We start from the raw sequence: 24,648 nt of genomic DNA on the forward strand, positions 1-24,648 counted from the left end.
GTCACCGCAGCCCCCGGCCGCCCACCGTGCTCTTCGGTGGGCGGCCGTGCCATGGCAGGATGATTGACCGAACGTCAACACACGGGGTGCGGGCGAAGGTTCGCAGGCGGACCGGGAGCAGGGGGCAGCGGCGTATGAGCGGTGACAGGTTCGGGGTCTCGTTGGGCGAGCTGGCCGAGATCCAGCGGGACTGGCAGCAGATGAGCGAGCGGATGGCCGAGATGAGCGCCAAGCTCGGCCAGATCAAGAGCACGGTGGCCAAGGCGGTCGCCACCGACCTGATGGCCGCGCCGTTCGCCGGGATCGTCGGCTTCGCGGCGGTGGCCGGGCAGGTGGCCGGCGAGGTCGCGGAGATCAACGAGCGGGCCGAGAAGCTCCAGCAGACCAAGGAGAAGCTCACCCAGGCGATCGCCGAGGACGTCCAGAAGCTCCAGTCGGTGATCAAGGCGTACCAGGACGTGGACCACCAGGTCGAGGACGACCAGCACAACCAGGACAAGGACCGCCCGCAGCCGGACAAGCCCAAGCCCGTGGGCGACGACGACAGCGGCGGCAAGGGCAAGGGCAGCGGTCACGGCAGTGGCCAGGGCGGCGACGACTCCGGTGGCCAGGGCGACCACGGCGGCGAACCGGACGCGAAGCCGTCGCAGGAGGGCAAGATCGGGGTCAAGGACGTCCAGTACAGCGGCCGTGGCTCCTGGAAGAGCGGCGAGGCCGCCGTCCGGGACTACATCAGCCAGACCCTGGACCTGATGGGCATCACCGACCCGAAGGCCCGCGAGGACTGGACCAAGGGCCTGCTCACCATGGCCGGCCGGGAGTCCTCCTTCAACTCCCTCCCGCTGGCCAACGGCTGGGACAGCAACGCCACCGGCCCTGAGCAGTCCGACGGCTACCCGGCGGGCTCCTCGCGCGGCCCCTGGCAGTGCGTCCCGGACACCTTCGCCGAGAACCACCAGAAGGGCACCTCGACCAACATCTACGACCCGGTGGCCAGTTGCGCGGCCTCGATGAACTACATGATGAGCCGTTACGACGTCTCCCGGGACGGCCACGACCTGGCCGCCAAGGTCCAGCAGGCCAACCCCGGCAAGAGCGCCCGGGGTTACTGACCCGCCCGGGTCGGCGGCCGGGGCCCGGTGCCCCGGCCGCCGGCCCGCACCGGTCAGACCGGGGTGCCGGGGAGCGCGCGGTAGGCGGCGGCCAGCTCGGCGATCAGCGGGTGCCCCGGCGCCAGTTCGACCCCGTCCACGGCGGCGATCGGACGGACGCCGATCGCCGCGTTGGTGGCGAAGGCGGCGTCGTAGCCGGCCAACCCGGCCACCGGGACGGCTTCGCGCCGCCCCGGCCGCAGCCCGCGCAGCAGCGCCAGCGTGGTCCCGGGCAGGTACGCCGCCTCGGGCCAGACCGGCTCGCCGCCTCGGACCAGCCCGATGTTCCAGGTACCGCCCTCGCTCACCGCACCGGCGTGGTCGACGAACAGCGCGTCGTCGTACCCGGCCAGCTGCGCCGCCCGGCGGTGCCGCAGCGCACCGAACAGTCCGACGCTCTTCACCTCGGGCTGCTCCCGGACGTACCGCACCGAGCGCACCCGCAACGGCGGCGGCACCGCGCCGTCGCCCGCCGGACGGGTCGTCACCAGGACGGCGGGGTCGGCCCGCCCGCCCAGGCTGCCGAGGTCGAGCGCGGGGTCGAAGACCGTCACCCGCAGCAGGACGCCGCCGGCGGCGGGCACCGCCCGGCGGGCGTACGAGCGGACCAGGTCGAGGTCCAGCTCGGTGTCGAACAGGGCCCGGCAGTCCCGCCGCAGCCGGTCCAGATGGAGCGTCAGCCCGCGCACCCGGCCGTCGGTCACCCGCATGGTGGTGAAGTGCCCGTAGTTGGTGAGCGCCAGGGCCTGGAGCTCGGCCGGGCGCACCGGCCTGCCGTTCAGTTCCGTCACGCCCCGAAGCATGCCAGGCCGTCGGCCCGCGCTCAGCCCGGCAGGCCCTCGCGGATCCGCCGGGAGACCGCGAACTCCTGCAGGTCCAGCGTGCCGGGCGACTCCGCCAGGCCCGGGCCGCCGGCCTTCACCCAGTCGGTGATCTCGTCCAGCATGTCGTCCGCCAGCACCCAGCCGAGCCAGACCGGGCGGCCGCCGGCCGCCCGCCCCTCCGCCGACGGGCTGACCACGACCACGTTGGAGTGGTCGCAGGCGTCCAGGCAGGGCACCGCGCGGACCCGGCCGGCCGCGCCGACGCCCTCCTTCAGCCGGACCAGCTGGGCCGCGTGGTCGACCTCCGGGTGCCGTCGCTCCGTCCCGCAGCAGCAGCCCCGGCAGACCGTCACCGTCACCGGTGCGGCGGCGGCCGGCTTCTCGCGCGCCTTACGAGCCATCAGATTCCCTCCCACGCCCTCCGAGCCGGCACCCCGAGCCCCTGACGTGCACCTTACCGCCCGCCCCGGCCGGGCAGCCGGGCCCGGTCGTTCCGGTCCGGGTCAGTCGAGTGCGCCGAGTACGAAGCCCGCCACCAGGCCCAGCGCGTTGGTGGCCCAGTGCAGACCGGCCGGCGCCAGCAGGCTGCCGCTGCGCCGTCGCAGTTCGCAGAACAGCACACCGGCCAGGCCGGTGAACAGGACGGTGCCCAGCTCCACCAGCAGCACGCCGAGCACCGAGCCCCCGAACAGCGGGGTCAGCGCGGGCTTGTCCTCGGAGAGGTGGAGCGAGGGCAGCACGTGCCAGAGCCCGAACAGCAGCGCCGAGCCGGCCGTGGCGACCCGGACGTCCCACTCCTTGCGGAGCAGCCCGTAGAGCACGCCCCGGAACCCGATCTCCTCCAACAGCACGGTGCCCAGCGGAATCCGGACCAGCACCTCGAAGGCCACCGTGCCCGCGCCGTCCCCCTCGGTCCTGCGGTCGGTGAACAGACCCTGGGTCAGCGGCAGCAACCCCGCCACCAGGTAGCCGGCCGCCACCACCCCGATCAGCACGCCCGCCCACCGCGCCCCGCGCTCCCACCCGGCCCGGTCCAGCCCGGCGTCGGCCGCCGTCCCACCGGCCAGCCGGAGCACGCCCAGCAGCACGGCGGCCGTCAGCGGCGCGGTGAGCAGGTACCCGGACGGCGCGATCCGGTTGTTCAGGAGGTTGGCCGGCACCAGCACCAGGACGGTGACCAGCACCCCCGTCCGTCCGGAGATCCGTGCCCCGTCGCCCACCGTCGCCTCCTCATGGCCCGCCCTCATCCTCGGGCCTGCCCGCCCCGTTCGCCCGGGGGCACGACGGGCGGGGCGGGGATCGGCGGCGGGCCGAAACTTTTCTCCGGCGTCCGGTCACGTCCTCCGGCGCCCGTCCGTCGGTGCAGTGAAGACCGCAACCAGGCCGACCCGAGGAGCCACCATGACGAAGAACCCGATCTCCCGGATGCCCGACCCCGGCGAGTTCGTCCCGGAGCTGGCCGACGTCAGCGCCGCGCTGTTCAGGGCCACCGGCAACCGTTCCGTGCCCCGCAGCACCGTCAACCTGATCCACCTGCGGGCCGGACAGATCGTCAGCAACACCTACCTGACGATCCTGAACACCGGATTCCTCCGCAAGGCCGGCGAGACCGAGGAGCGCATCACCGCCGTCGCCTCCTGGCAGGACGCCACCTGTTTCACCGGTCCCGAGCGCGCCGCCCTCGCCCTGCTCGAGGCCACCCTCCAGCCCGCGCCGCACGGCCGCGAGCGGGTCACCGACGAGCTCTACGCCGAGGCCGCCGCACACTACGACGACAAGGCCCTGGCCACCCTGACCGTCGCGATCGGCCAGATCAACTTCTTCATCGCCCTCGCCGTCATCGGCAAGCCCCAGCCCGTGGCCTCCCTCGCCGACCGGCAGTGGGACTGACCCCGGCCCGCTGACGCCGGGCCGGCGCGGGTGAGCGGAGCCGATCCCGTCCGCCCGCGCCGGCCCGGCGGAGGTTCAGGACCGCAGCTTCGGCAGCACGGCCTTGGCGGTCACCGTCATCGCCCCGTACGCCGCCTCCATCTCGGGATCGGTCAGCATGGTGTTGCTCTGCACCTGCACCTCGCACTCCAGGTTGCTGTCCCGGACCACCAGGCGGAGGTCGGCCAGCCACGGGGAGTCCTTGACGTTCTCGTAGCGGTAGGCCGCCTTCCCGAGACCGGACTCCTTGGTGACCCCCTTCTTCGACTCACCGGAGGCGGCCCGGAATCCGCTCTCGTACATCTCGACGGCGGTGGCCACGTTCTTCCAGGCCGTGCACTGCACGATCGACCGCCCGTCCACCGTCCCGGACTTGGCGAACGGCTGCAGGCACGCGGCGCCGCTCGCCACGGTGGGATCGCCGCCCGTCTCCTGTCCCTTCGGCGGCTCCGAGCTCTTGGCCACGGCCGCCGCCAGGGCGCTGAAGTCGATGTTCTTGCAGATGTCGTCCGGCGGCCGGTAGTCGCCCGGCCCGTCCGTCTTCTCCACCGGCGCCGCCGACACCGGCGCACCGTCCGCGGACGAGCCGCCGTCGCTGCCGCACCCCGCGAGCGCGCCGGCGGCGATCACCACACCCAGCGCAACCCCGCCCGCCCGCGTCCCAACTGCCTTACCCCAGCGCTTCATGACGCCCCCTCAGCATCCCATGGTCATCCCGGGCAGGCTAACGGACCACCGCCCGACGGGAGGCCGGATGCCGATCACTGGCCGGTTCTGCCCCCGCGCGACCGCAGCCAGGCATCCACGACGACGAAGTCCGCCGCCGTCACCCCGTGGCCTTCGCCGCTGCCCGGCCGGCCGCGCGGCCGGAGAACAGGCAGCCGCCGAGGAAGGTGCCCTCCAGGGAGCGGTAGCCGTGTACGCCGCCGCCGCCGAACCCGGCCGCCTCGCCCGCCGCGTAGAGGCCGTCCAGGACCGAGCCGTCGGCGCGCAGCACGCGCGAGTCGAGGTCGGTCTCCAGGCCGCCGAGGGACTTGCGGGTGAGGATGTTCAGCCGTACCGCGATCAGCGGGCCGGCCTTGGGGTCGAGCAGGCGGTGCGGGGTGGCGGTGCGGATCAGCTTGTCGCCCAGGTAGCGGCGGGCGCCGTGAATGGCCGTCACCTGGAGGTCCTTGCCGAACGGGTTGGCCATCTCGCGGTCCCTGGCCTCGATCTCGCGGCGCAGCTCCGCCTCGTCTATCAGCGCCTCGGGGGTCTTCGCGTTCATCCCGCGCACCAGCTCGGTCAGCGAGTCGGCGACCACGAAGTCCGCGCCGTGCTTCTTGAACGCCTCGACCGGTGCGGTGGCGCCGGGCAGCGCCCGGCGCAGCACGTCCCGGACGGACTTCCCGGTCAGGTCGGGGTTCTGCTCGGAGCCGGAGAGTGCGAACTCCTTCTCGATGATCTTCTGGGTGAGCACGAACCAGGTGTGGTCGTGACCGGTCGTCATGATGTGCTCCAGCGTGCCCAGGGTGTCGAACCCGGGGAACAGCGGCACCGGCAGCCGCTTGCCGCGCGCGTCCAGCCAGAGCGAGGAGGGACCGGGCAGGATCCGGATGCCGTGCTTGGCCCAGATCGGGTCCCAGTTCTCGATGCCCTCGGTGTAGTGCCACATCCGGTCGCCGTTGATCAGGTGGCCGCCCGCCGCGCCGGCGATGCCGAGCATCAGGCCGTCCACGTGCGCCGGGACCCCGGAGAGCAGCTTCTCGGGGGGTGTGCCCAGCCGGGCCGGCCACGCCTTGCGGACCAGCTCGTGGTTGCCGCCGATGCCGCCCGAGGTGACGATCACCGCCTGCGCCCGCAGCTCGAACGAACCGGCCACCTCCCGCGAACTGCCTTCGCCCCGGGCCACCGTGCTGGGCACCAGCACCTCGCCGGTGACGGTGTCCACGGCGCCCGCCGAGGCGGCCAGGCCGGTCACCCGGTGCCGGAACCGCAGCTCCACCAGCCCGCGCGCCACCGCCGCCCGCACCCGGCGGACGAACGGCTCGACCAGCCCGGGCCCGGTGCCCCAGGTGATGTGGAACCGCGGCACCGAGTTGCCGGGACCGCTGGCCAGCAGGCCGCCGCGCTCCGCCCAGCCGACCACCGGGAAGAACCTGACGCCCTGTCCGTGCAGCCAGGAGCGCTTCTCACCGGCCGCGAAGTCGACGTACGCCTCGGCCCAGCGGCGCGGCCAGGCGTCCTCGGGCCGGTCGAAGCCCGCCGTGCCGAGCCAGTCCTGCCAGGCCAGCTCGTGCGAGTCGTGGATCCGCATCCGGCGCTGTTCGGGTGAGTCGACCAGGAACAGGCCGCCGAACGACCAGTGCGCCTGCCCGCCGAGCGAGGCGGCGGGCTCCTGGTCGAGCAGGATCACCTTCCGTCCGGCGTCGGCCAGTTCGGCGGTGGCGACCAGGCCCGCCAGCCCGGCCCCGATCACGATGACGTCGGCGTCCAGTGCCACGGGGGTCCTCCAGGGAGAGCGGGGTGTGACCGGATTCTGCGGCCTCCGGTCCCCGTGGTCAACCGGCCGGTAACCTCCGGCGGCGGCCGACCGCCGGGGCACCGTGCCGGAAGGCACCGGTCGCCTCCCGCGAGCTGCCCCTCGGCCATCGGGGCACATGAGCCGGCCGGAGCCCGGGGGGCGTCCGTGGACGGAACGGGCCAGGGCCGATTCCGTCCATCCGAACGATCTTCCGTCCACCTTCCGGAGCCGCGAAGCTGGTGCTCGTCCGAAGGAAGAGGGCAACGAGTGGAGGCCAACTTCACTGTTCAGCACGGAACCTGACGACACATCAGCTCAATGCGAGCCCCCGGCAGTGCTGCGCTGCCCGCCACCGTGAAGGAAACCCCCTGCCATGACCAAGCGCCCGCACCGCTCGATCGCCGCCCTGGCGGCCGCCGTCGCCCTGACCGGCGCGATCACCGCCGGTGCCGCGCCGGCGTCCGCCGCCGGCCTGCCCAACGTCACGTGCGGGACGGTCACCGGCGACGACGGCTCGGTGGCCTCCAACCTGAACCAGGTGCTGACCGGCAAGCTGCGCAACGCCATGACCGCCTACCGGGTCTCCTGCGCACGGGCGATCGTCGCCACCGTCCGGGCCAGGGGCCTGCCCGACCAGGCCGCGGTGATCGCCGTCACCACGGCCATCACCGAGTCAACCCTCTACAACAACCCCAACCAGCTGGACCACGACAGCGTGGGACTGTTCCAGCAGCGCGCCTCCTGGGGCAGCACCTCGGACCGCCTGAACCCCACCGTCACCACGAACCTCTTCCTCAACGAGCTGCTCAACCTGTACCCGAACAACTCCTGGCAGGGCAAGCAGGTCGGTGTGGTCTGCCAGACCGTCCAGCGCTCCGCCTACCCCACCCACTACCAGCCCGAGGCCGCCGACGCGCAGCGGATCGTGAACGCCGTGGGTTCGACGCCGGTCAACCCGAACCCGGTGGCGCTGCCGGCCGGAACCCTCGTCAAGTCCCCCGCCGGACCGGACGTGAAGGTCATGATCGCCGGAGCGGGTCTGCCCGTGGCGGCCTCCGACGTCGGCATCGACCACTACGACCTGAGCCGGATCGTGCTCGTCGACGACAGCGCGTTCCGCTCGCTGCCGGGCTCCCCGGCTGCGGGGACCGTGATCCTCGACCAGTCCGGAACCGACGCGGCCCGGTTCGTCGTGGTCGGTGGCGTGGCACTGCCGATCTCGGGCTCGGACTGGGTCGGCGACGGCTACCGGGGCCGTGCCGAGCTGGGTGTTCCGACCAGTTGGCTGCAGAGCGCCCGTCAGCGCAACCTGCCGTCCGGGCTGGTGCTGGCGGCCCAGTCCGGGACCGACCCGAGCCGCTACGTGATGGTGGCCGGCGCGGCCCTGCCCATCGCCGGCTCGGAGTGGAGCGCCAACGGCTACGACTCGCGTCCCCAGATGGGCGTCCCCACGGACTGGCTGCGCGCCGCCGCCGCCCGAACCCCGGATTCGGGGACGGTCGTGATGAACCAGTCCGGGACCGACCCGAGCCGTTACGTGATGGTGGCCGGCGCGGCCCTGCCCATCGCCGGCTCGGAGTGGAGCGCCAACGGCTACGACACCGCCGCCCTGATGGGCGTCCCCGGGGTCTGGCTGCAGAACGCGGCCGCGAAGTCCCCGGCCAACGGAACCGTGGTCAAGAACGTCTCAGGGGCCGACCCGAGCGTCTACGTGATGGCGGGCGGCGCGGCCGTGCCGCTCGGCAGCGCCGACTTCACCGGTCTCGGCTACGACCGGCGTCCGCTGATGGGTGTGCCGGGAACCTGGGAGCAGACCGCCGTAGCGAAGCCCGCACCCGCCCAGGGCACCCTGCTGCTCTCGCCGGGCGACCCGACCGTCTGGCAGGTCACCGCAGCCGGTCAGAAGAAGGCGCTCTCCGCCGCCGACTTCGGCCCCGGCAAGCTCAGCCTCGACGACATGGTCCAGGTCCCGGCGGCGTACACGGCCGGGCTGCCCACCGCCCCGTAGCCGGACCACCGACGGTTCGTCAGATGGCGGGCCGCCGCTCCCCGCCACCGCTCCACCCTTCCCGACCCCGCTGCCCGCTCCCCGCTGCCCGTTCCGGGCAGCCGCAGCCGCCGCCGGCCCGCCGCGCGGCCCTGTCCGCCCCGCATCCTCCGGGCCTCGCTCCCCGCGATCGGCCCAGTCCCCTTCCGCCTTCGGCACCGACCGGTGCCGGCACCCCAGGAGTTCACGCATGTCCGCCACCGTCTCCAAGATCACTCGCTTCGCCCTTGCCGCCGCGATCGCCGCCTCCGGTGCCGTGGCCACCACGGCGGTCACCCTCCCCGCCGCCCACGCCGCCACCGCGGCCGCCAGCTCGGCCGTCAACGGCGACATCACCCGGGGCGAGATCCTGGACCGCGCCCGGTTCTGGTACGGCAAGAGCATCGGCTACAACCAGGGCGGCAGCTACCCGGACTCGTCGGGCCGCAACTACCGCACCGACTGCTCGGGTTACGTCTCGATGGCCTGGCACCTCAATGAGAGCCGCAACACCCGGACGCTGCCCGACGTCTCGCACGAGATCTCCCGCAGCGAGCTCCGGCCCGGCGACATCCTCAACAGCTACTACAACCACGTCATCCTGTTCGAGAAGTGGGACGACGCCGCCCACACCACGTTCTCCTACTACTCGTTCGGGTCGACCCCGGTGGCCCACCGGACCGGCGTCTCGATCAACGCCGCCAAGTTCGACAGCCACCCCAACGGCGAGTACAAGGCGCTGCGCTACGACCGGGTGCTGGAGGGCGCCCCCTCCACCTCGTACCCCAACCCCGCCTCGCTGGCGACCGGCACCCTCATCAAGACCCCGGACGCCCCGGACGTCAAGGTCATGATCAACGGCGCCGGCCTCTACCTGGCGGGCGGCGACGTGGCACCCGGCGGGTACAACCTCGGCGCGGTGGTGACCGTCGACGCGGCCGCCTTCCACGCCCTGCCCACCAGCCCCGCCTCCGGGACCGTGGTGCACGACCAGGCCGGCGGCAACGGCCGCTGGGTCGTCGTGAACGGCGCGGCACTGCCGATCGCCGGCCCGGACTGGGTCGCCGCCGGCTACAACCAGCGCGCCGACCTCGGGGTGCCCAGCTCCTGGCTGGCCGGCGCCCGCGGCAACACCCTCCCGGCCGGCACCGTCGTGCACGACCAGGCCGGCGGCAACGACCGCTACGTCATGGTCGCGGGTGCCGCCCTGCCGATCTCCGGCGCGGAGTGGACCGCCGACGGCTACAACGAGCGCCCCGACCTCGGTGTCCCGGGCGGCTACCTCGCTGCCGCCAAGGCGAACACCGTCCCGACCGGCACCGTGATGACCGGCCAGGGCAACGGCGACCCCAGCGTGTACGTCATCGTCAGCGGCAGCGCGCTGCCACTGACCTACCAGGAGTTCAGCAGCTACGGCTACAGCGACGAGTCGCTGATGGGCGCCCCCGAGACCTGGCTCGCCGCGGCCGCCGCCCGCCCGCTGCCCAACGGCACCGTGGTCAAGAACGTCTCCGGGGCCGACCCGAGCGTCTACGTGATGGCCGGCGGTGCGGCCGTCCCGCTCAGCGGCGCCGACTACACCGGCCTCGGCTACAGCAACCGCTCCCTGATGGGCGTCCCCGGCACCTGGCTCGGCGGCGCGGCGGCCAAGCCGGCCCCCGCCGACGGCACCCTGGTGAAGCACGCGAACTCCCCCACCATCTGGCAGATCAGCGGCGGCAAGCGCAAGGCGCTCACCGCCGACCAGTTCGGCCCCGGCAAGCTCAGCTTCGACGACGTCCTCAACCTCCCCGTCGCCTACGTCAACGGCATCCCCACCACCGCCTGACCCCCACACGCGCCCTCGGGCGGGACCGGGAACACCCGGTCCCGCCCGAGGGCTTTTCGCACTACCCGCACAGGTATCGAAGAATCGCCCCGCTCCACCGCGTAGCGAATTAAAGCATTCATACGATCCACCATGGAGCGTAATTCCAGGGCAACTTGACGGATATTCGGGAATTCCGACCAGGCTCTGGACGGTGCTATTAACCTGCCAGTAACTTACCTGTCAGTAGCTGTGGCCATGGCTTCCACCCACCCCCACCCGCGCGTCTCTCCACCCCTCAGGAGGCACCGTGTTCAGCCATGCCCGAAAGCGCCTTCCCGCCGTGCTCGGCGGCCTGCTGGCCACCGCCGCCCTCGCCGCACTGACCGCCCCGGCCGCCCACGCGGGGACCGGCTCCGGCTCGTACGTCGCCCTCGGCGACTCGTTCGCGGCCGGCGCCCTGGTGCCGAACCAGTCCGGCGGGCTCTGCCTGCGCTCGGACCAGAACTACGGCCACCTGGTGGCCGCCGCACTGAAGAGCACCGCGTACACCGACGTGACCTGCTCGGCTGCCAAGACCAAGCACCTGACCGAGGCCCAGTACGGCGTCTACGCACCGCAGTTGAACGCCCTCAAGGCCGACACCGCACTGGTCACCCTGGGCATCGGCGGCAACGACCTCGGGGTGAGCGACCTCGGCGTGGCCGAGCTGATCGCCACCTGCGTCGGCGGAGCCGTGGTCAACCCGCTCGGCACGCCCTGCAAGGACGTCTACGCCCACGGTCACTGGGCCTGGCAGGACTGGCGGTTCCAGTGGGTCTACGGCGAGGACGACCTGCGGAGCCGGATCGCCGCCGCCGCGCCCCAGCTCGCGGACGGCCTGCGCCGGATCCACGCCAAGTCCCCCGACGCCAAGGTGCTGCTGGTGGGTTACCCCTCGGTGGTGCCCGCGAACGGAGCGAACTGCATCGGCCGCCAGCCGGTCACCCCGGGCGACGTGGAGTACCTGCACGGCGTGCTGGGCGATCTGAACGCCATGCTGGCCAGGACCGCCGCCGCGAACGGCGCCACCTACGTGGACACCGCCACCCCGACCAGGGGCCATGACGCCTGCTCGGACACCCCGTGGATCGAGGGCCTGATCCCGCAGTCCCCCGCCGCCCCGTTCCACCCGAACGCGGCCGGTGAGCGGGCGATGGCCGGAGCGGTGCTCAAGTCGCTCGGGAAATAGCCGGGAACGACGACGGGGCGCGGACCGGAACTCCGGTCCGCGCCCCGTCAGTTCGGCGTCACGGCTTGATGCGGACGATCTGCGGGTCGTGGTCGCTCGCCTGCTGGGCGAACTCGCTGTTGATGTGCACGATGTCGTACTTGGCGTGCTTCACCGCCGGGCTGACCAGGATGTGGTCGAGCACCTGCGAGTTGCCCTGGAAGACGTACGAGTACCGCTGGCGCTCCGGCAGCTCGTTCACCAGGTCGCGCAGCACGCCGTCCTTGGTGAGCGTGGTCAGCGCCGGGGAGAACTGGTAGTCGTTGAAGTCGCCGAGCGAGACCACGGCGGCCTTCGGGTCGGCGGCCAGCAGCTTGGCCAGGAACGCCTGCTCCAGCGTGGCCTGCTTGATCCGCTGCACCTCGGAGCTGCGGGTCGGCTGCTGGAAGCGGCTCTCCAGGCCCTGGTCGCCACCCTTGCTGTTGAAGTGGTTGGCGATCACGAAGACCTTCTTGCCCTTGAAGGCGAACTGACCCACCAGCGGCTTGCGGCTGCTGGCCCAGGCGTCCTCGGCCGGCTCGATCCGGCCGGGCGAGGCGGTCAGCGCGGTGGTCTTCCCGGCGCCGGTGACCCCCACGGCCGTGGTGGCCGAGCCACCGGGGATGTCGGTGAAGGAGACCCTGGCCGGGTTGAACAGGAAGACCTGGCGGATGTTGCCGCCGGGCTCGCCGCCGTCCTTGTTGTTCTCCGGGTTGATGGAGCGCCAGTCGTACGCCGGGCCACCGGCCGCCTTGATCGCGGCGACGAACTTCTGCACGGTCGCGGCGGCGTCCACGGTGCCGTCGTTGACCGCGCCGTTGGCGTCCTGGACCTCCTCCAGGGTGAGGATGTCGGGCGAGCGCAGGTTGGTGACGATCCCGGCCGCCAGCTCGGCGAACTTCGAGTCCGGGTCGGACGGGTCGAGGTTCTCCACGTTGTAGGTGGCGACGGTGAGTTCACCGGCCGCCGCCTCCTTGGTCACCTCGCGCTCCAGGCCGTTGTCCTGGCGGGCGCCGATGGTGTTGGCGATCAGGGTGTAGCCGCCGAAGCGGTTGTAGTCCAGCGGACCGTCGGTGACCCCGGTCAGCTCGTCGCCGACGTTGGCCACCGGGAACGGCCGGTCCGCCTCCAGCGGGGCCGACTGGACCATCAGGCGGCCGGAGTTGGGGTTGTCGTAGCCCAGGTACATCACGCCACCGCGCTTGGACTTCTCGTCCTTGCGGCGGGCCGCCACCCACAGCTCGTGGAACTCGTCGGTGGCCTGGATCACCCGGACGTCCTTGACCTGGACGTTCATGCCCTCCAGCGACTCGTACCGGTCCAGCGCGAAGCTGCCGGGCTGCAGGGTCAGGCCCTCGATCGAGCCGCCCGCCGCGTCCGGGGCGTACGGCACCGGGATCGACTTGTCGTTGAGCACGAACGGCGCGGGCACCGGGTTGCCGGCCGACAGCACCTTGATCGACGGCGCGGTCAGCTGGGTGAGCGACTGCCCGCCCGCGCCGGCGGCCGGGTAGTACTCGGCGACCTTGCCGGTCACCAGCACCGAGTCGCCCACCTTGACGGTCGGGTTGGCGCTGCCGGTGTAGACGAACAGGCCCTCGCTGGTGGCCGGGTCGGCGTCCGGGTTCGGGTCCTGGATCCAGAAGCCCTTGGAGCCGTACGCGCGGACCGCGGTGACCACGCCGGGCACGCCCTGCAGGGTCTGGCCGGCCAGCGGGGAGACCCGGGTGGTGCCCTGGATGTCGTGGATGCGCGCGGTGCCGGGCTCGGTCGGCTCCGGCGGGGTGTCGCCCTCGGGGACCTCGCCCTTGCCGTTCACCGGGCTGGTCGGTCCTGCCACCAGGTCGGCGGCGTTGTCGTCGGTGTCCGGCAGGCCGGCCTTGCGGGCCACCGAGGCGGTGTTGCTCGCCCCGGCGACCGGGCCCGAACCCTCCCGGACCACCGCGGTGCCGAAGCCGACCAGGTCCTTGATCCGGGGCTCGGCGGCGCAGTCGGCGGCGGTCTTGCAGGTCAGCGGCGCGGTGCCGTTCACCAGCGCGACGGTGCCGCTGGTGCCGGAGAGTGCCAGCGTGCCGGTGGCGTCCGGGGTGGGCAGCACCACGGTGCCGCCGGTGCCCGCGGACTCGGCGATCAGGTAGCGGGCGCCGGGGGCGACCGAGCCGGTGAGCGGGGTGACGCCCCACTGCGAGCCGGCGCTCGGGGTGCCGGGCAGGTACTGCACGCTGTACCCGGCCAGGCCGAAGGCTGCGGTGCCCTTGTTGGCCAGCTCGATGAAGTCGTTCTTCAGCGTGGCACCGGAGTTGCCACCGCCGCCGTACACCTCGGAGATCACCGCGTCGGCGGAGGTCGCGGCGAACGCGCCCGGGAGCGGGACGAGCACGAGCGAACCCGCCACGGCGACGGGCAGGACGGCCGCGCGCAGCAGGCTGCGGCGGGAACGGCGGGGAGCGGTGGACTTCGTCACCGGGCAGAACTCCTCGGTTCATGCTCCGACGCTCTTGGGGTCGCCGGGAGCTGAGGGTGGGTCAGGTAGTGCAGGACGGCGCACTACCCGCGTAGATCATCCGCCGGGCTGATCCGGCGGGCCCCAAGATACGCGCGTAGAAAATGACCCGACAAGGGGTTGCCCGTTAACAGTTGGAAACCACCCGGAGACGGTCGGCCACCAGGTACGACGAAGGCCCGGGCCGGGAGCCCGCACCTGGCGGCTGCTCCGACCCGGGCCCCGAGGGACCTGACCCTGCGTCAGTCCTGGACGGCGACCTTCTCCAGGCTCGCCGACCAGCGCTCCTCGACCCGGCCGAACTTCCAGTACCCGACCGCTCCGGCCCAGGTCAGCACGAACAGGCCGACGATCGCGTACCCGACCATGTCGAGCTCGATCGACCCGATCCAGGCCACCGGGCCCGAGGTGATCTCGAGCTTCTCGCCGAGCAGGCCGACCAGCTCGATGGTGCCGATCACCAGCGCGACCAGCACCGAGAGGCCGGTCACGGTGAGGTTGTAGTAGATCTTGCGGATCGGCTTGGAGAAGGCCCACTCGTAGGCGAAGTTCATGAACGAGCCGTCGATGGTGTCCAGCAGGCTCATGCCCGCCGCGAACAGCACCGGCAGTACCAGCAGCGCGTACCAGGGCAGTTGGAAGGCGGCGGCGCCGCCGGCCAGCACCAGCAGCGAGACCTCGGTGGCGGTGTCGAAGCCGAGGCCGAAGAGCAGGCCGACGGGGTACATGTGCCAGGGCTTGGTGACGGCCCTGGTGACCCGGCCGAGGATCCGGTTCAGGAAGCCGCGCTTGTCGAGCTGGCGCTCCAGCTCGGCCTCGTCGAACTCGCCCTGCTTCATCTTCCGGAACACCTTGAGGATGCCGTTGAAGGCCCCCAGGTTGATCAGGCCGATCAGCACCAGGAACACCCCCGAGACGCTGACCCCGATCAGACCGGTCAGGTCGTGCAGGGTGGAGTCGTCCGACTCGACCTGCCCGGCCAGCGACTGGATGCCGAAGGCGAGCAGCGCGCAGAGCCCGAAGACGATCGAGGAGTGGCCGAGCGAGAACCAGAAGCCGACCGACAGCGGACGCTGGCCCTGGCCCATCAGCTTGCGGGTGGTGTTGTCGATCGCCGCGATGTGGTCCGCGTCGAACGCGTGCCGCATCCCGAGGGTGTAGGCGGTCAGGCCCATCCCGACGCCGAAGACCTGCCCACCGACGTCGTACTGCTCCGGGGCCACCAGCGCGATCAGGGTGAACCACCCGATCACGTGCAGCGCCAGGACGAAGCCGCCCATCCCGGCCAGCCGGAACCATTCCTCGCGGGTGAGCCGGTCACGCAGTCTGCCAGGCGCGGCCATGCGGCAGTCCTCCAGTAAGAGTCGTACGAGATACCCGGATCCCCCGAGCTGGACCATCCTTCCCCCAATCCGGCCGCAGTTGCAACCCATTCGCAATTGCGTCATCACGGCGTATCGGGGCACTCGGGTCGCCCGGGCGGCGCCACAGCTCACGTTCCGTCAGGAAATAGGAGTAAAAGTCATCTATTGTCTGATTCGGTGATCATCAGGACCGACCGGAGGCAGTCCCCTTGCTGAACAGCACAGACCTCGACAGCCAGGACGCCCCGCGGCTCGACCACTCCTTCTTCGGTCACCCGCGCGGTCTGCTCACGCTGTCCGGACTGGAGGTCTGGGAGCGGTTCTCGTTCCTCGGCATGCAGGCCATCCTGGTGCTCTACTTCGCCGACCCGGTCGCCAACGGCGGCCTCGGCATGGCCCAGGGCACCGCCGCCTCGGTGGTCTCCGCCTACGGCACCCTGGTCTACCTGACCTCGGTGGTCGGCGGCTGGGTGGCCGACCGGATGCTCGGCTCCTACCGGTCGGTGCTCTACGGCGGGGCGCTGATCGCCTGCGGCCACTACGCGATGTCGGTACCCACCGCCGCCATGACCTGGGTCGGCCTCGGCCTGATCGTGGTCGGCACTGGCTTCCTGAAGCCGAACGCGGCCACCCTGGTCGGCGGGCTCTACGCCACCGACGACGACCGCCGGGACGCGGGCTTCGCCCTCTACTACATGGCCATCAACATCGGCGCCTTCGCCGGACCGCTGATCAGCGGCTGGCTCGGCCAGAACAAGGGCTGGCACTGGGGCTTCTCGGCCGCCGCGGTCGGGATGACCTTCGGCGTGGTCCAGTACGTGCTGGGCCGCTCCACCCTGCACCGGGACCGCGGCCCGGTGCACCCGCTCACCGAGGCCGAGCGGAGCCGCTGGGCCGGCCGCGCGGTGGCGGTGGTGGTCCTGGTGGCCGCCGTCGGGGTGCTGCTGCAGCTGGTCGGCTGGCTCACCATGGACCGGGCCGTCGACCTGATCACGCTGGTCTCGGTGCTGGCCCCGATCGCCTACTTCGCGGTGATGTTCCGCAGCCCCGAGGTGAGCCGGGCGGAGCGCGGCCGGCTGCGGCCGTACGTGGTGCTCTTCCTCGCCTCGGTGGTCTTCAACCTGGTGCTGTTCTCCTCCTACACCACGCTCGCCCTGCTCGCGGTGGACCACGTGGACAACAGCATCTTCGGCTGGCACTTCCCGTCCAGCTGGTGGACCTCCATCCTGGGCGCGATCGAGGTGCTGCTCGCCCCGGTGATCGCCGCGCTCTGGGTCCGCCTCGGCGACCGCCAGCCGCACGCCTCCCGGAAGATCGCCTACTCGCTGTTCGCGGCCGGCCTCTCCTTCCTGGTGCTGGTCCCGGCCACCCTCGGCAAGAGCCGCGACTACCAGGTGGCCGGGCTCTGGCTGCTCGGCTGCTACCTCTTCATGGGCGGCGGCGACATCCTGCTGGAGACCACCGGGATGTCCGCCACCAGCAAGCTGGCGCCCCGTCACTTCGCCAGCCAGACCATGGCGGTCTGGTTCCTCTCGCTGGCCCTCTCCCAGGGCATCGCCGCCCAGCTGACCAAGCTCTACGGCGAGGTCGCCGACTCCGCCTACTACGGCGCGCTCGGACTGTTCGCCGTGGTCGCCGGGATCGCGCTGTACCTCGCGCTCCCCTGGATGCGCCGGACCATGCACCCCGTCCACTAGGAGGTCCTCGATGCAGCACCCCGACAGCTACCCGTACGGGACCACCCGCGAGGACCTGCGCATCCCGCTGGCCGACGGCACCGAGCTGTACGCCCGGATCTGGCGCCCCGTCACCGACGCGCCGGTGCCCGCGCTGCTGGAGTACCTGCCGTACCGGCTCACCGACTGGACGGCGCCGCGCGACGCCCAGCGCCACCCCTGGTACGCGGGCCACGGCTACGCCTCGGTCCGGGTCGACGTGCGCGGCCACGGCAACTCCGGCGGGCTGCCCGGCGACGAGTACTCCGCGCAGGAACTGGCCGACGGCGTCGCGGTGGTGGAGTGGCTCGCCGCGCAGCCGTGGTGCAGCGGCCGGGTCGGCATGTTCGGCATCTCCTGGGGCGGCTTCAACAGCCTGCAGATCGCGGCGCTGGCGCCCGAGGCGCTGAAGGCGGTGGTCACCGTCTGCTCCACCGACGACCGCTACGACAACGACGTGCACTACATGGGCGGCTCACTGCTCGCCGTCGACATGCACGCCTGGTCCGCCACCATGCTCGCCTTCGTCGGCCGCCCGCCGGACCCGAAGTACGTCGGCGAGGACTGGCGGCGCCGGTGGCTCACCCGGCTCGAAGCGGTCGACCCGTTCGTCCACCCCTGGCTCGCGCACCAGACCAGGGACGACTACTGGCGGCACGGCAGCGTCTGCGAGGACTACGGCGCGATCAAGGCCGCCGTACTCGCCGTCGGTGGCTGGGCCGACCCCTACCGGGACACCGTGCTGCGGCTGGTCGAGCACCTGGACGCGCCGGTCCGGGGCATCATCGGCCCCTGGTCGCACCAGTACCCCGACCGGGGCCTGCCGCCCGGCCCGGCGATCGGCTTCCTGCAGGAGACCCTGCGCTGGTGGGACCACTGGCTGAAGGACCTCGACACCGGGGTGCTGGCTGAGCCCGCGCTGCGCAGCTGGATGAACGAGTCGGTGCCGCCCGCGACCTCGTACGCCAACCGGCCGGGCCGCTGGATCGGCGACGACTCCTGGCCCTCCTCGGACGTCCGGGAGATCCACTACGGCCTGGACGACGCGCTGCGCACCGCCGGGACCTCCTCCCCCGACCGCTTCGTCCGGGTCCGCTCCCCGCAGCACACCGGGGTGGACGCCGGGCGGTTCTTCCCGTTCGGCAACGCCGCCGACCTGCCGCCGGACCAGCGCGAGGAGGACGGCCGCTCGGTCTGCTTCGACTCCACCCCGCTGCCCGAGACGGTGGAGATCCTCGGCAACGCCTCCGTCCGGCTGCGGATCCGCTGCGACAGCCGACGCGGGCAGGTGATCGCCCGGCTCTGCGACGTCGCCCCCGACGGCTCCTCCACCCTGGTCACCCGGGGCGTGCTCAACCTGACCGCGCGTCAGGGCCGGGACCGGGTGGTCGAGTGGACCCCGGGCGCGGTCGAGGAGGTCGAGTTCCCGCTGGTCTCGATCGCCCACGCCTTCCCGCCCGGCCACCGGGTCCGGCTCGCCCTGTCCTCCGCCTACTGGCCCTGGATCTGGCCGCAGCCCGACACCGCCGGCTTCGAGGTCGACCCCGGCCACAGCGTGCTCGCGCTGCCCGTCCGCCACCTGGCCGCCGACGCCGGCTCCCCGCCGATCACCTTCGAGCCCCCCGAGCAGTCGGTCGGCCTGGACGTCCGCCCCGTCGAACCGCTCACCGCCCGCCCCGAACGCCTGGTGCTCCGCGACGTCGCCACCGGCGAGTGGCGCCTGGAGGTCGACCCCGGCTACGGCGGCTCCCGCCGCTACCCGGACGGCCTGGTCTTCGACGAGCACGCCGTCGAGGCCTACCGCATCCTCACCGACGACCCGCTCTCCGCCACCACCCGCTCCGACTGGACCGTCCGCCTGCAACGCCCCGACCTCGGCTGGGACGTCACCGTCCACACCCGCTCCGAAATCACCTGCGACGCCACCCACTTCACCACCCACAACCACCTCACCGCCCTGGAGGCCGGCGACGTGCTCTTCGAACGCGACTGGCAGCGGCGGATTCCGCGCACCGCGTCCTGACCCCGGGGGCTCAGACCGACAGGGCGATGACGATCGGACCGATCGTCATCGCCGCGCCCACCAGCGCGGTGGGGAGCGCGAACAGCACCAGGACGGCGGACCGCCCGGCGATCTCCGCCCCGTACCGCGTGCCGGTGTCGACCAGCCGGGTCTGGTCCGGCACGTAGCAGAGCTCGATCCGGTCACCGATCCGGGCGCTCTTGGAGACGATCCGCTCCAGGCTGCGCGGCCGGCCGTCGAGGTCGACGAAGGCGTACTTCCCCTGCAGGTAGCTGCCGTCCCCGTCCGCGTAGGGCTGCTCCCGCAGGCGGTCCAGTCGCGCCATCACCCGGACCCCCCGGAACTGGTAGAGCCAGGGCGCACGCAGGCGCCCGACGCCGTGGACCACCCAGGCCACCCCGGCCGCCAGGACCGGCGGGCCGAAGCCCCAGAGCATGACCAGGGCGAAGCTTTCCGTCGGACGGAGGTCCACCAGCACGGGCAGCACCACGAACCCCAACGCGTAGAGCCAGGCGGCGACCTTCCACCAGGCGTCCACCAGTGGGCGGAGGAAGCGGATCGGGACCACCCACCACCGTCGCGGCCGCACCGTGCTCTCCACCAATGCCACGCCGTCCCGGTCCCGCTCGGCCCGGTCGGCCACCGGCCGCGCCCGGTTCACCGACGCGACGAACGCCGCCACCGCCCGCGCGTTCCGGCATCGCAGCCGGTACTCGGCCCCCTGAGCACCCGTCAGCACCAACCGCGCCCCGCCGGAGACCACCTCCGCCCGCTCGACTGCCGCCACCGGTATCCGGTGCGTGGCCCGCCGCCGCTCGATCACCACGGTGCCGTCGACCAGTCGCGCGCTGCTCCGTCCCGCCCGGAGCACCACCTCGGGCAGGAGTTCTGTTCCGCTCATGGCCGCAGAGTCTAGGTCCCCCCTGGCCGGGCACCGACGCGGCTGCCCTTGCGTCGCGGTCGGGAAGCGACGGAAGGGCAGCCGAACGGTGTTACCGCGTACGGTGGTTACGGATCAGCTCGGCGTAGCGGTGGCCGCTGGTCTTGACGGTGCGTCGCTGGGTCTCGTAGTCGACGTGGATCAGGCCGAAGCGCTTGTCGTAGCCGTACGCCCACTCGAAGTTGTCGAGCAGGGACCAGGCGAAGTAGCCGCCGAGCGGGGCGCCCTGGGCGACCGCGCGGGCGCAGGCGGCCAGGTGCTGCTCGAAGTAGGCGGTGCGCTCCGGGTCGTGGACGGCGCCGTCGGCGGTCACGGTGTCCCGGTAGGCGGAGCCGTTCTCGGTGACGTAGATCTTCCGGGCGCCGTACTCCTGGGTGAGCCGGAGGATCAGCTGTTCCAGGCCGGGGCCGTGCACCTCCCAGTCCATCGCGGTGTGCTCGGCGTTCGGACCGCGGACCTGGCGGAAGCCGGGGGCCGGGGCGGTCGGGTCGTCGGCGACGAACTGGCGGAAGTAGTAGTTGAGTCCGATCCAGTCCAGCGGGGCGCCGATCAGGTCCAGGTCGCCGTCCTGGATGGGGAGTTCGACGCCGTAGAGCTTGACCATGTCCTCGGGGTGGCCCCGGCCGAGCACCGGGTCCAGCCACCAGCGGTTGATGTGGCCGTCGGCGCGGACGGCGGCGGCCCGGTCGGCCTCGCTGTCGGAGGCGGCCTCGATCGGGCTGAGGTTGTTGACAATGCCGATCTGCGCACCGGGGACCGCGGCCCGCAGCGCCCGCACGGCCAGGCCGTGGCCCAGGTGCAGGTGGTACGAGGCCCGGACGGCGGTGGCCAGGTCGGTGATGCCGGGGGCCATCGTGCCGTCCAGGTGGCCGATCCAGGCCGAGCAGAGCGGCTCGTTCAGGGTGGCCCAGTGGGTGACCCGGTCGCCGAGGCGCTCGGCCACCACGGCGGCGTACTCGGCGAACCGTTCCGCCGTCCCCCGGACCGCCCAGCCGCCCCGGTCCTGCTGGGCCTGCGGGAGGTCCCAGTGGTAGAGGGTGGGGAAGGGGGTCATCCCGGCGGCGAGCACCGCGTCGGTGAGGCGGTCGTAGAAGTCCAGCCCGGCCGGGTTCACCACGCCGTCGGCGAGCGGCACCACCCGGGGCCAGGCGATCGAGAACCGGTAGGCGTCCAGGCCGAGTTCACCGGCGAGCCGGAGGTCCTCGGGCCACCGGTGGTAGTGGTCGCACGCCACGTCGCCGGTGTCGCCGTTGTCCACCTTGCCGGGGGTGTGGGAGAAGGTGTCCCAGATCGAGGGCGCCCGGCCGTCCTCGTTCACCGCGCCCTCGATCTGGTAGGCGGCGGTGGCCGCGCCCCAGAGGAAGTCGTCGGGGAGCGCACTGAGATCCATCGTCTGCCTTTCGAAGAGGGTCACTTGACGGCCCCGGCGGTGAGTCCGGCGACCAGGTAGCGCTGAAGCAGCAGGAATCCGGCGACCACCGGCACGCTGACCACCAGGGACGCCGCCATCACCTGGTTCCAGTACACGTCGTTCTGGGTGGCGTACCCCTGGAGCCCGACCGAGAGGGTGCGGGTGGTGTCGTTGGTCATCACCGAGGCGAACAGCACCTCGCCCCAGGCGGTCATGAAGGCGTACACGCTGACCGCGACGATCCCGGGGGTGGCGGCCGGCACCACGATCCGCACCAGGGTGCGCAGCGGGCCGCAGCCGTCCACCGCCGCCGCCTCGTCCAAGTCCCGTGGGATCGAATCGAAGTAGCCGACCAGCATCCAGATCGAGAACGGCAGCGAGAAGGTCAGGTAGGTCAGGATCAGGCTGCCCCGGCTGCCGTACAGCGCGACGCCGGTGGAGTTCCCGATGTTCACGAAGATCAGGAAGAGCGGCAGCAGGAACAGGATGCCGGGGAACATCTGGGTGGAGAGCACCGTGACGGTGAACAACTTCCGCCCCCGGAACCGGTACCGGCTGACCGCGTAGGCGGAGAAGATCGCGATCAGCACCGACAGCACGGTCGCACTCACCGACACGATCAGCGAGTTGACGAAGTAGTCGGCCAGCGGGACGGTGCTCCAGATGTCCAGGTACGGACGGAACGTCAGCTCGCTGGGGATCCACCGGAACGGACCCTGCACGTCGCGGAGCGGCTTGAGCGAGGAACTGACCATCACCAGCACCGGGGTGAGGGTGAAGGCGGTCAGCAGGGTGAGGAAGATCCGACGGGTCCAGAGGAACGAGGCGGGGGGCTTAAGCATCGGCGTCCCTCCGGCGTGAGGTGAAGAAGAGGTAGACCGCCGTCACCAGGAGCAGGAAGAGCAGCAGCAGGACGGACATCGCCGAGCCCGCGCCGAAGTTCCAGGTGACGAAGGACGACTGGTAGATGTGGATCGAGATCAGGTCGGCCGCCTCCGGCGCGGACTTCCCGAACAGCACGTAGGGCGTGTTGAAGTCGTTGAAGGTCCACAGGAAGAGCACCAGCACCAGCACCTGGTTGACCGGCCGGAGCGAGGGCAGGGTGATCTTGCGCAGCTGCTGCCAGACCCCGGCGCCGTCCATCGCGGCGGCCTCGTACAGCTCGCGCGGGATGTTCTGCAGGCCCGCCATCAGGGTGAGGAAGGCGAACGGCCAGGTCTTCCAGACCGCCACCACCACCAGCGCGGTGAAGCTGTTGTCACCGATCAGCCAGAACGGCTTCTCGTCGAACAGGTGCAGTTGGTCCACCAGCAGGTGGTTCACCAGGCCGGTGTCCCGCTGGAACATGAACGACCAGGTGATCACCGCCGCGTACACCGGCAGGGCGTACGGGACCAGGAAGAGCGTCCGGAGCAGCCCACGGCCCCGGAACGACTCCTGCAGGAAGACCGCCGCCGCCGTCCCCAGCAGCCAGGAGAACCCGACGGCCAGGGCGGTGAACAGGCAGGTGACCCAGAACGAGTTCAGCAGCGACCGGCCGATCGGGGCGGAGAAGTCCACCGACACGCGGTAGTTGTCGAGGCCGGACCAGGGAGCGGTCGACCAGTCCCGGATGTAGAACTGGGTGAGCTGTTTGAAGCTCATCACCATGCCGACCACCATCGGGACCAGGTGGATCAGCAACTCCAGGGCGAGCGCCGGGAGCAGGAGCAGGTAGGGCAGGCCGATGCGGCCCAGTTTCGAGCGGCCAGGTCGCTGTCCGGTCATGTCAGCCGGCCGGCATCTGCTGCTGGGCCTTGGTGAGCTCGGCCTTGACCGACTCCTCGGTGACCGGCTTGCCGGCGGCGGCAGCGGCGAGCAGGTTCTTCACCGCCGTGCCGACCAGGGTCTCGAACTGGCTCTCGTTGGCGACCTGGGGCAGCGGGGCAGCGCTGGTGGCGAGCACGTTCGACAGGGTCTTCAGCTCGGGGGTGGCGAAGGCGCTGTCGGCCTGGGCGTCCTTGACCGGGGGGATCGAGCCGTAGGTCTTGTTGAGCTGGATCTGCTCCTCCTTGCCGGTCATGAACTTCACGAACTGCAGCGCACCGTCGGTGTTCTTGCTGTTCTTGAAGACCGCCAGGTTGATGCCCGCGACCATCGAGCTGGTGGCCTTGCTCCCGCTCGCACCGGCGGGCAGCGGGATCGGCGCGACCGCGTAGTCGTCCGGGTTCATCCCGTGCGACTTGAGCGAGGCCCCGGCCGCCTGCCACATCAGCATCGCGGCCTTGCCGCTGGCGAAGTCGGTGACCGACTGGTTGGCGGCGTACTCCGCGTTGCCCGGCGCGGCGATCTTGTCCTTGGCGATGAAGTCGACGTACTGCTTGATCGCCGCGACCGCCTCGGGGGTGTCGAAGGCGGGCTTGCCCGCGGCGTCGAACCAGTCGGCGCCGTGCTGCTTGCCGAAGGCGAAGGCGTGGTGGACGTTCTCCGAGACGTTGCCGCCCTCGATCGCCAGGCCGTACTTGCCGTCCTTGGTCAGCTTCTGACCGTCCGCCACCAGCTCGTCCCAGGTGGCCGGGGGCGTGCTGATGCCGGCCGCGTCGAACAGCTTCTTGTTGTAGTAGAGGCCGTACGCCATCGAGTACAGCGGCACCGCGGCCGGGGCCTGGCCGGCCGCGCCGGCCGAGGCGATGGTCGAGGGGACGAAGCGGTCCTTGCCGCCGATCTTGCCGAAGGTGGCGTCGTCGAACGGCAGCAGCGCGCCGGTCGCCTGCAGCGAGGCCGACCAGGTGTTGCCGATGTTCAGCACGTCGGGGCCCTGCCCGGAGGCGGTGGCGGCCAGGATCCGGTTCAGCAGGTCGGACCAGGGCACCACCTCCAGCTTCACCTTGATGCCGGTCTGCGCCTCGAACTTTCTCAGCTCCGGTTCGAGGACCTGCTTGTCGTTCTCCAGGCTGGTGCCCTGGTTGCTCGCCCAGTAGGTGAGAGTCTTGGGGGCGCTGTTGTCGCCGCCTCCGGAGGTGGAACCGCCGCCGCAGGCGGTGGCGGTCAGGGTGAGGACGGAAACCAGGGCGGTGGCCGCAGCAAGACGGTTGATGCGCATGACCGTGTCCCTCTCGGACGAGTGGGTGGGGATGGGGGTGAAGTCGCTGGCTCTGATGCTTACTTCGGACCGTGATTTAACGTGTGAGAAAAGCTGGCGTCAAGAGTCTGTGCAGCGATAG

At 71.5% G+C, this 24,648-nt stretch carries 19 protein-coding genes; 7 read left to right on the top strand and 12 right to left on the bottom strand.

Annotated features, from left to right (window positions below; translation table 11 throughout):
* Positions 1-134 precede the first annotated feature (134 nt).
* Positions 135-1,112, top strand: a complete 978-nt coding sequence (locus tag OHV05_RS06520) for a hypothetical protein (protein ID WP_405016785.1) — start codon at positions 135-137, stop codon at positions 1,110-1,112.
* Between the two features lie 53 nt (positions 1,113-1,165).
* On the opposite strand, the gene OHV05_RS06525 is transcribed toward OHV05_RS06520, so the two are convergent.
* The 3 genes from OHV05_RS06525 to OHV05_RS06535 form a co-directional block, all read right to left on the bottom strand.
* A complete protein-coding gene (locus OHV05_RS06525) occupies positions 1,166-1,942 on the bottom strand; it encodes an aminotransferase class IV (protein WP_405016786.1) in 777 nt (258 codons plus the stop codon).
* 32 nt (positions 1,943-1,974) lie between these two features.
* Complete coding sequence (locus tag OHV05_RS06530) at positions 1,975-2,376, bottom strand: (2Fe-2S) ferredoxin domain-containing protein (RefSeq protein WP_403041242.1); 402 nt, start codon at positions 2,374-2,376, stop codon at positions 1,975-1,977.
* 102 nt (positions 2,377-2,478) lie between these two features.
* On the bottom strand, positions 2,479-3,195 hold the full coding sequence (locus tag OHV05_RS06535; protein WP_405016787.1) for a CPBP family intramembrane glutamic endopeptidase: 717 nt from the start codon (positions 3,193-3,195) through the stop codon (positions 2,479-2,481).
* Positions 3,196-3,376: 181 nt separating this feature from the next.
* Here OHV05_RS06535 and OHV05_RS06540 point away from each other — a divergent pair, with 181 nt between their 5' ends.
* Positions 3,377-3,865, top strand: a complete 489-nt coding sequence (locus tag OHV05_RS06540; protein WP_405016788.1) for a carboxymuconolactone decarboxylase family protein — start codon at positions 3,377-3,379, stop codon at positions 3,863-3,865.
* A 75-nt stretch (positions 3,866-3,940) separates the two neighbouring features.
* Here the strand turns inward: OHV05_RS06540 and OHV05_RS06545 are convergent, their stop codons facing one another.
* Together OHV05_RS06545 and OHV05_RS06550 are read right to left on the bottom strand one after the other, a co-directional pair.
* On the bottom strand, positions 3,941-4,591 hold the full coding sequence (locus OHV05_RS06545) for a hypothetical protein (protein ID WP_405016789.1): 651 nt from the start codon (positions 4,589-4,591) through the stop codon (positions 3,941-3,943).
* Positions 4,592-4,730: 139 nt separating this feature from the next.
* Positions 4,731-6,386 (bottom strand): FAD-binding dehydrogenase, encoded by a 1,656-nt coding sequence (locus OHV05_RS06550; protein WP_405016790.1) that lies wholly within the window; start codon positions 6,384-6,386, stop codon positions 4,731-4,733.
* A gap of 394 nt (positions 6,387-6,780) precedes the next feature.
* On the opposite strand from OHV05_RS06550, the gene OHV05_RS06555 reads away from it, so the two are divergent.
* The 3 genes from OHV05_RS06555 to OHV05_RS06565 all read left to right on the top strand — a co-directional run bounded on the left by OHV05_RS06555 (position 6,781) and on the right by OHV05_RS06565 (position 11,471).
* Positions 6,781-8,415 (top strand): hypothetical protein, encoded by a 1,635-nt coding sequence (locus tag OHV05_RS06555; protein WP_405016791.1) that lies wholly within the window; start codon positions 6,781-6,783, stop codon positions 8,413-8,415.
* Positions 8,416-8,644: 229 nt separating this feature from the next.
* Complete coding sequence (locus OHV05_RS06560) at positions 8,645-10,261, top strand: hypothetical protein (RefSeq protein WP_405016792.1); 1,617 nt, start codon at positions 8,645-8,647, stop codon at positions 10,259-10,261.
* A gap of 289 nt (positions 10,262-10,550) precedes the next feature.
* Positions 10,551-11,471, top strand: a complete 921-nt coding sequence (locus tag OHV05_RS06565) for an SGNH/GDSL hydrolase family protein (protein WP_405016793.1) — start codon at positions 10,551-10,553, stop codon at positions 11,469-11,471.
* Positions 11,472-11,529: 58 nt separating this feature from the next.
* Here OHV05_RS06565 and OHV05_RS06570 read toward each other — a convergent pair whose 3' ends face one another.
* Together OHV05_RS06570 and OHV05_RS06575 are read right to left on the bottom strand one after the other, a co-directional pair.
* On the bottom strand, positions 11,530-13,953 hold the full coding sequence (locus tag OHV05_RS06570; protein WP_405016794.1) for an endonuclease/exonuclease/phosphatase family protein: 2,424 nt from the start codon (positions 13,951-13,953) through the stop codon (positions 11,530-11,532).
* 281 nt (positions 13,954-14,234) lie between these two features.
* Entirely contained in the window at positions 14,235-15,335 is a 1,101-nt protein-coding gene (locus OHV05_RS06575) for a HoxN/HupN/NixA family nickel/cobalt transporter (protein ID WP_405016795.1), read from the bottom strand.
* 230 nt (positions 15,336-15,565) lie between these two features.
* On the opposite strand from OHV05_RS06575, the gene OHV05_RS06580 reads away from it, so the two are divergent.
* On the top strand, positions 15,566-17,053 hold the full coding sequence (locus OHV05_RS06580; RefSeq protein ID WP_405016796.1) for a peptide MFS transporter: 1,488 nt from the start codon (positions 15,566-15,568) through the stop codon (positions 17,051-17,053).
* Between the two features lie 10 nt (positions 17,054-17,063).
* On the top strand, positions 17,064-19,094 hold the full coding sequence (locus OHV05_RS06585; protein WP_405016797.1) for a CocE/NonD family hydrolase: 2,031 nt from the start codon (positions 17,064-17,066) through the stop codon (positions 19,092-19,094).
* 10 nt (positions 19,095-19,104) lie between these two features.
* Here the strand turns inward: OHV05_RS06585 and OHV05_RS06590 are convergent, their stop codons facing one another.
* From OHV05_RS06590 to OHV05_RS06610, 5 genes are all read right to left on the bottom strand, one after another.
* Positions 19,105-19,995: a hypothetical protein gene (locus tag OHV05_RS06590; protein WP_405016798.1), complete on the bottom strand. Its 891-nt coding sequence runs from the start codon at positions 19,993-19,995 to the stop codon at positions 19,105-19,107.
* Between the two features lie 91 nt (positions 19,996-20,086).
* Positions 20,087-21,424 (bottom strand): GH1 family beta-glucosidase, encoded by a 1,338-nt coding sequence (locus OHV05_RS06595; protein ID WP_405016799.1) that lies wholly within the window; start codon positions 21,422-21,424, stop codon positions 20,087-20,089.
* Between the two features lie 20 nt (positions 21,425-21,444).
* Positions 21,445-22,287, bottom strand: a complete 843-nt coding sequence (locus tag OHV05_RS06600; RefSeq protein ID WP_405016800.1) for a carbohydrate ABC transporter permease — start codon at positions 22,285-22,287, stop codon at positions 21,445-21,447.
* Positions 22,280-23,212, bottom strand: a complete 933-nt coding sequence (locus tag OHV05_RS06605) for a carbohydrate ABC transporter permease (protein ID WP_405016801.1) — start codon at positions 23,210-23,212, stop codon at positions 22,280-22,282. The genes OHV05_RS06600 and OHV05_RS06605 overlap by 8 nt, the downstream gene beginning before the upstream one ends.
* A gap of 1 nt (position 23,213) precedes the next feature.
* Complete coding sequence (locus OHV05_RS06610) at positions 23,214-24,527, bottom strand: ABC transporter substrate-binding protein (RefSeq protein ID WP_405016802.1); 1,314 nt, start codon at positions 24,525-24,527, stop codon at positions 23,214-23,216.
* Positions 24,528-24,648: the final 121 nt, after the last annotated feature.

It is taken from the genome of Kitasatospora sp. NBC_00070, assembly GCF_045041205.1.
Taxonomy (GTDB): domain Bacteria; phylum Actinomycetota; class Actinomycetes; order Streptomycetales; family Streptomycetaceae; genus Kitasatospora.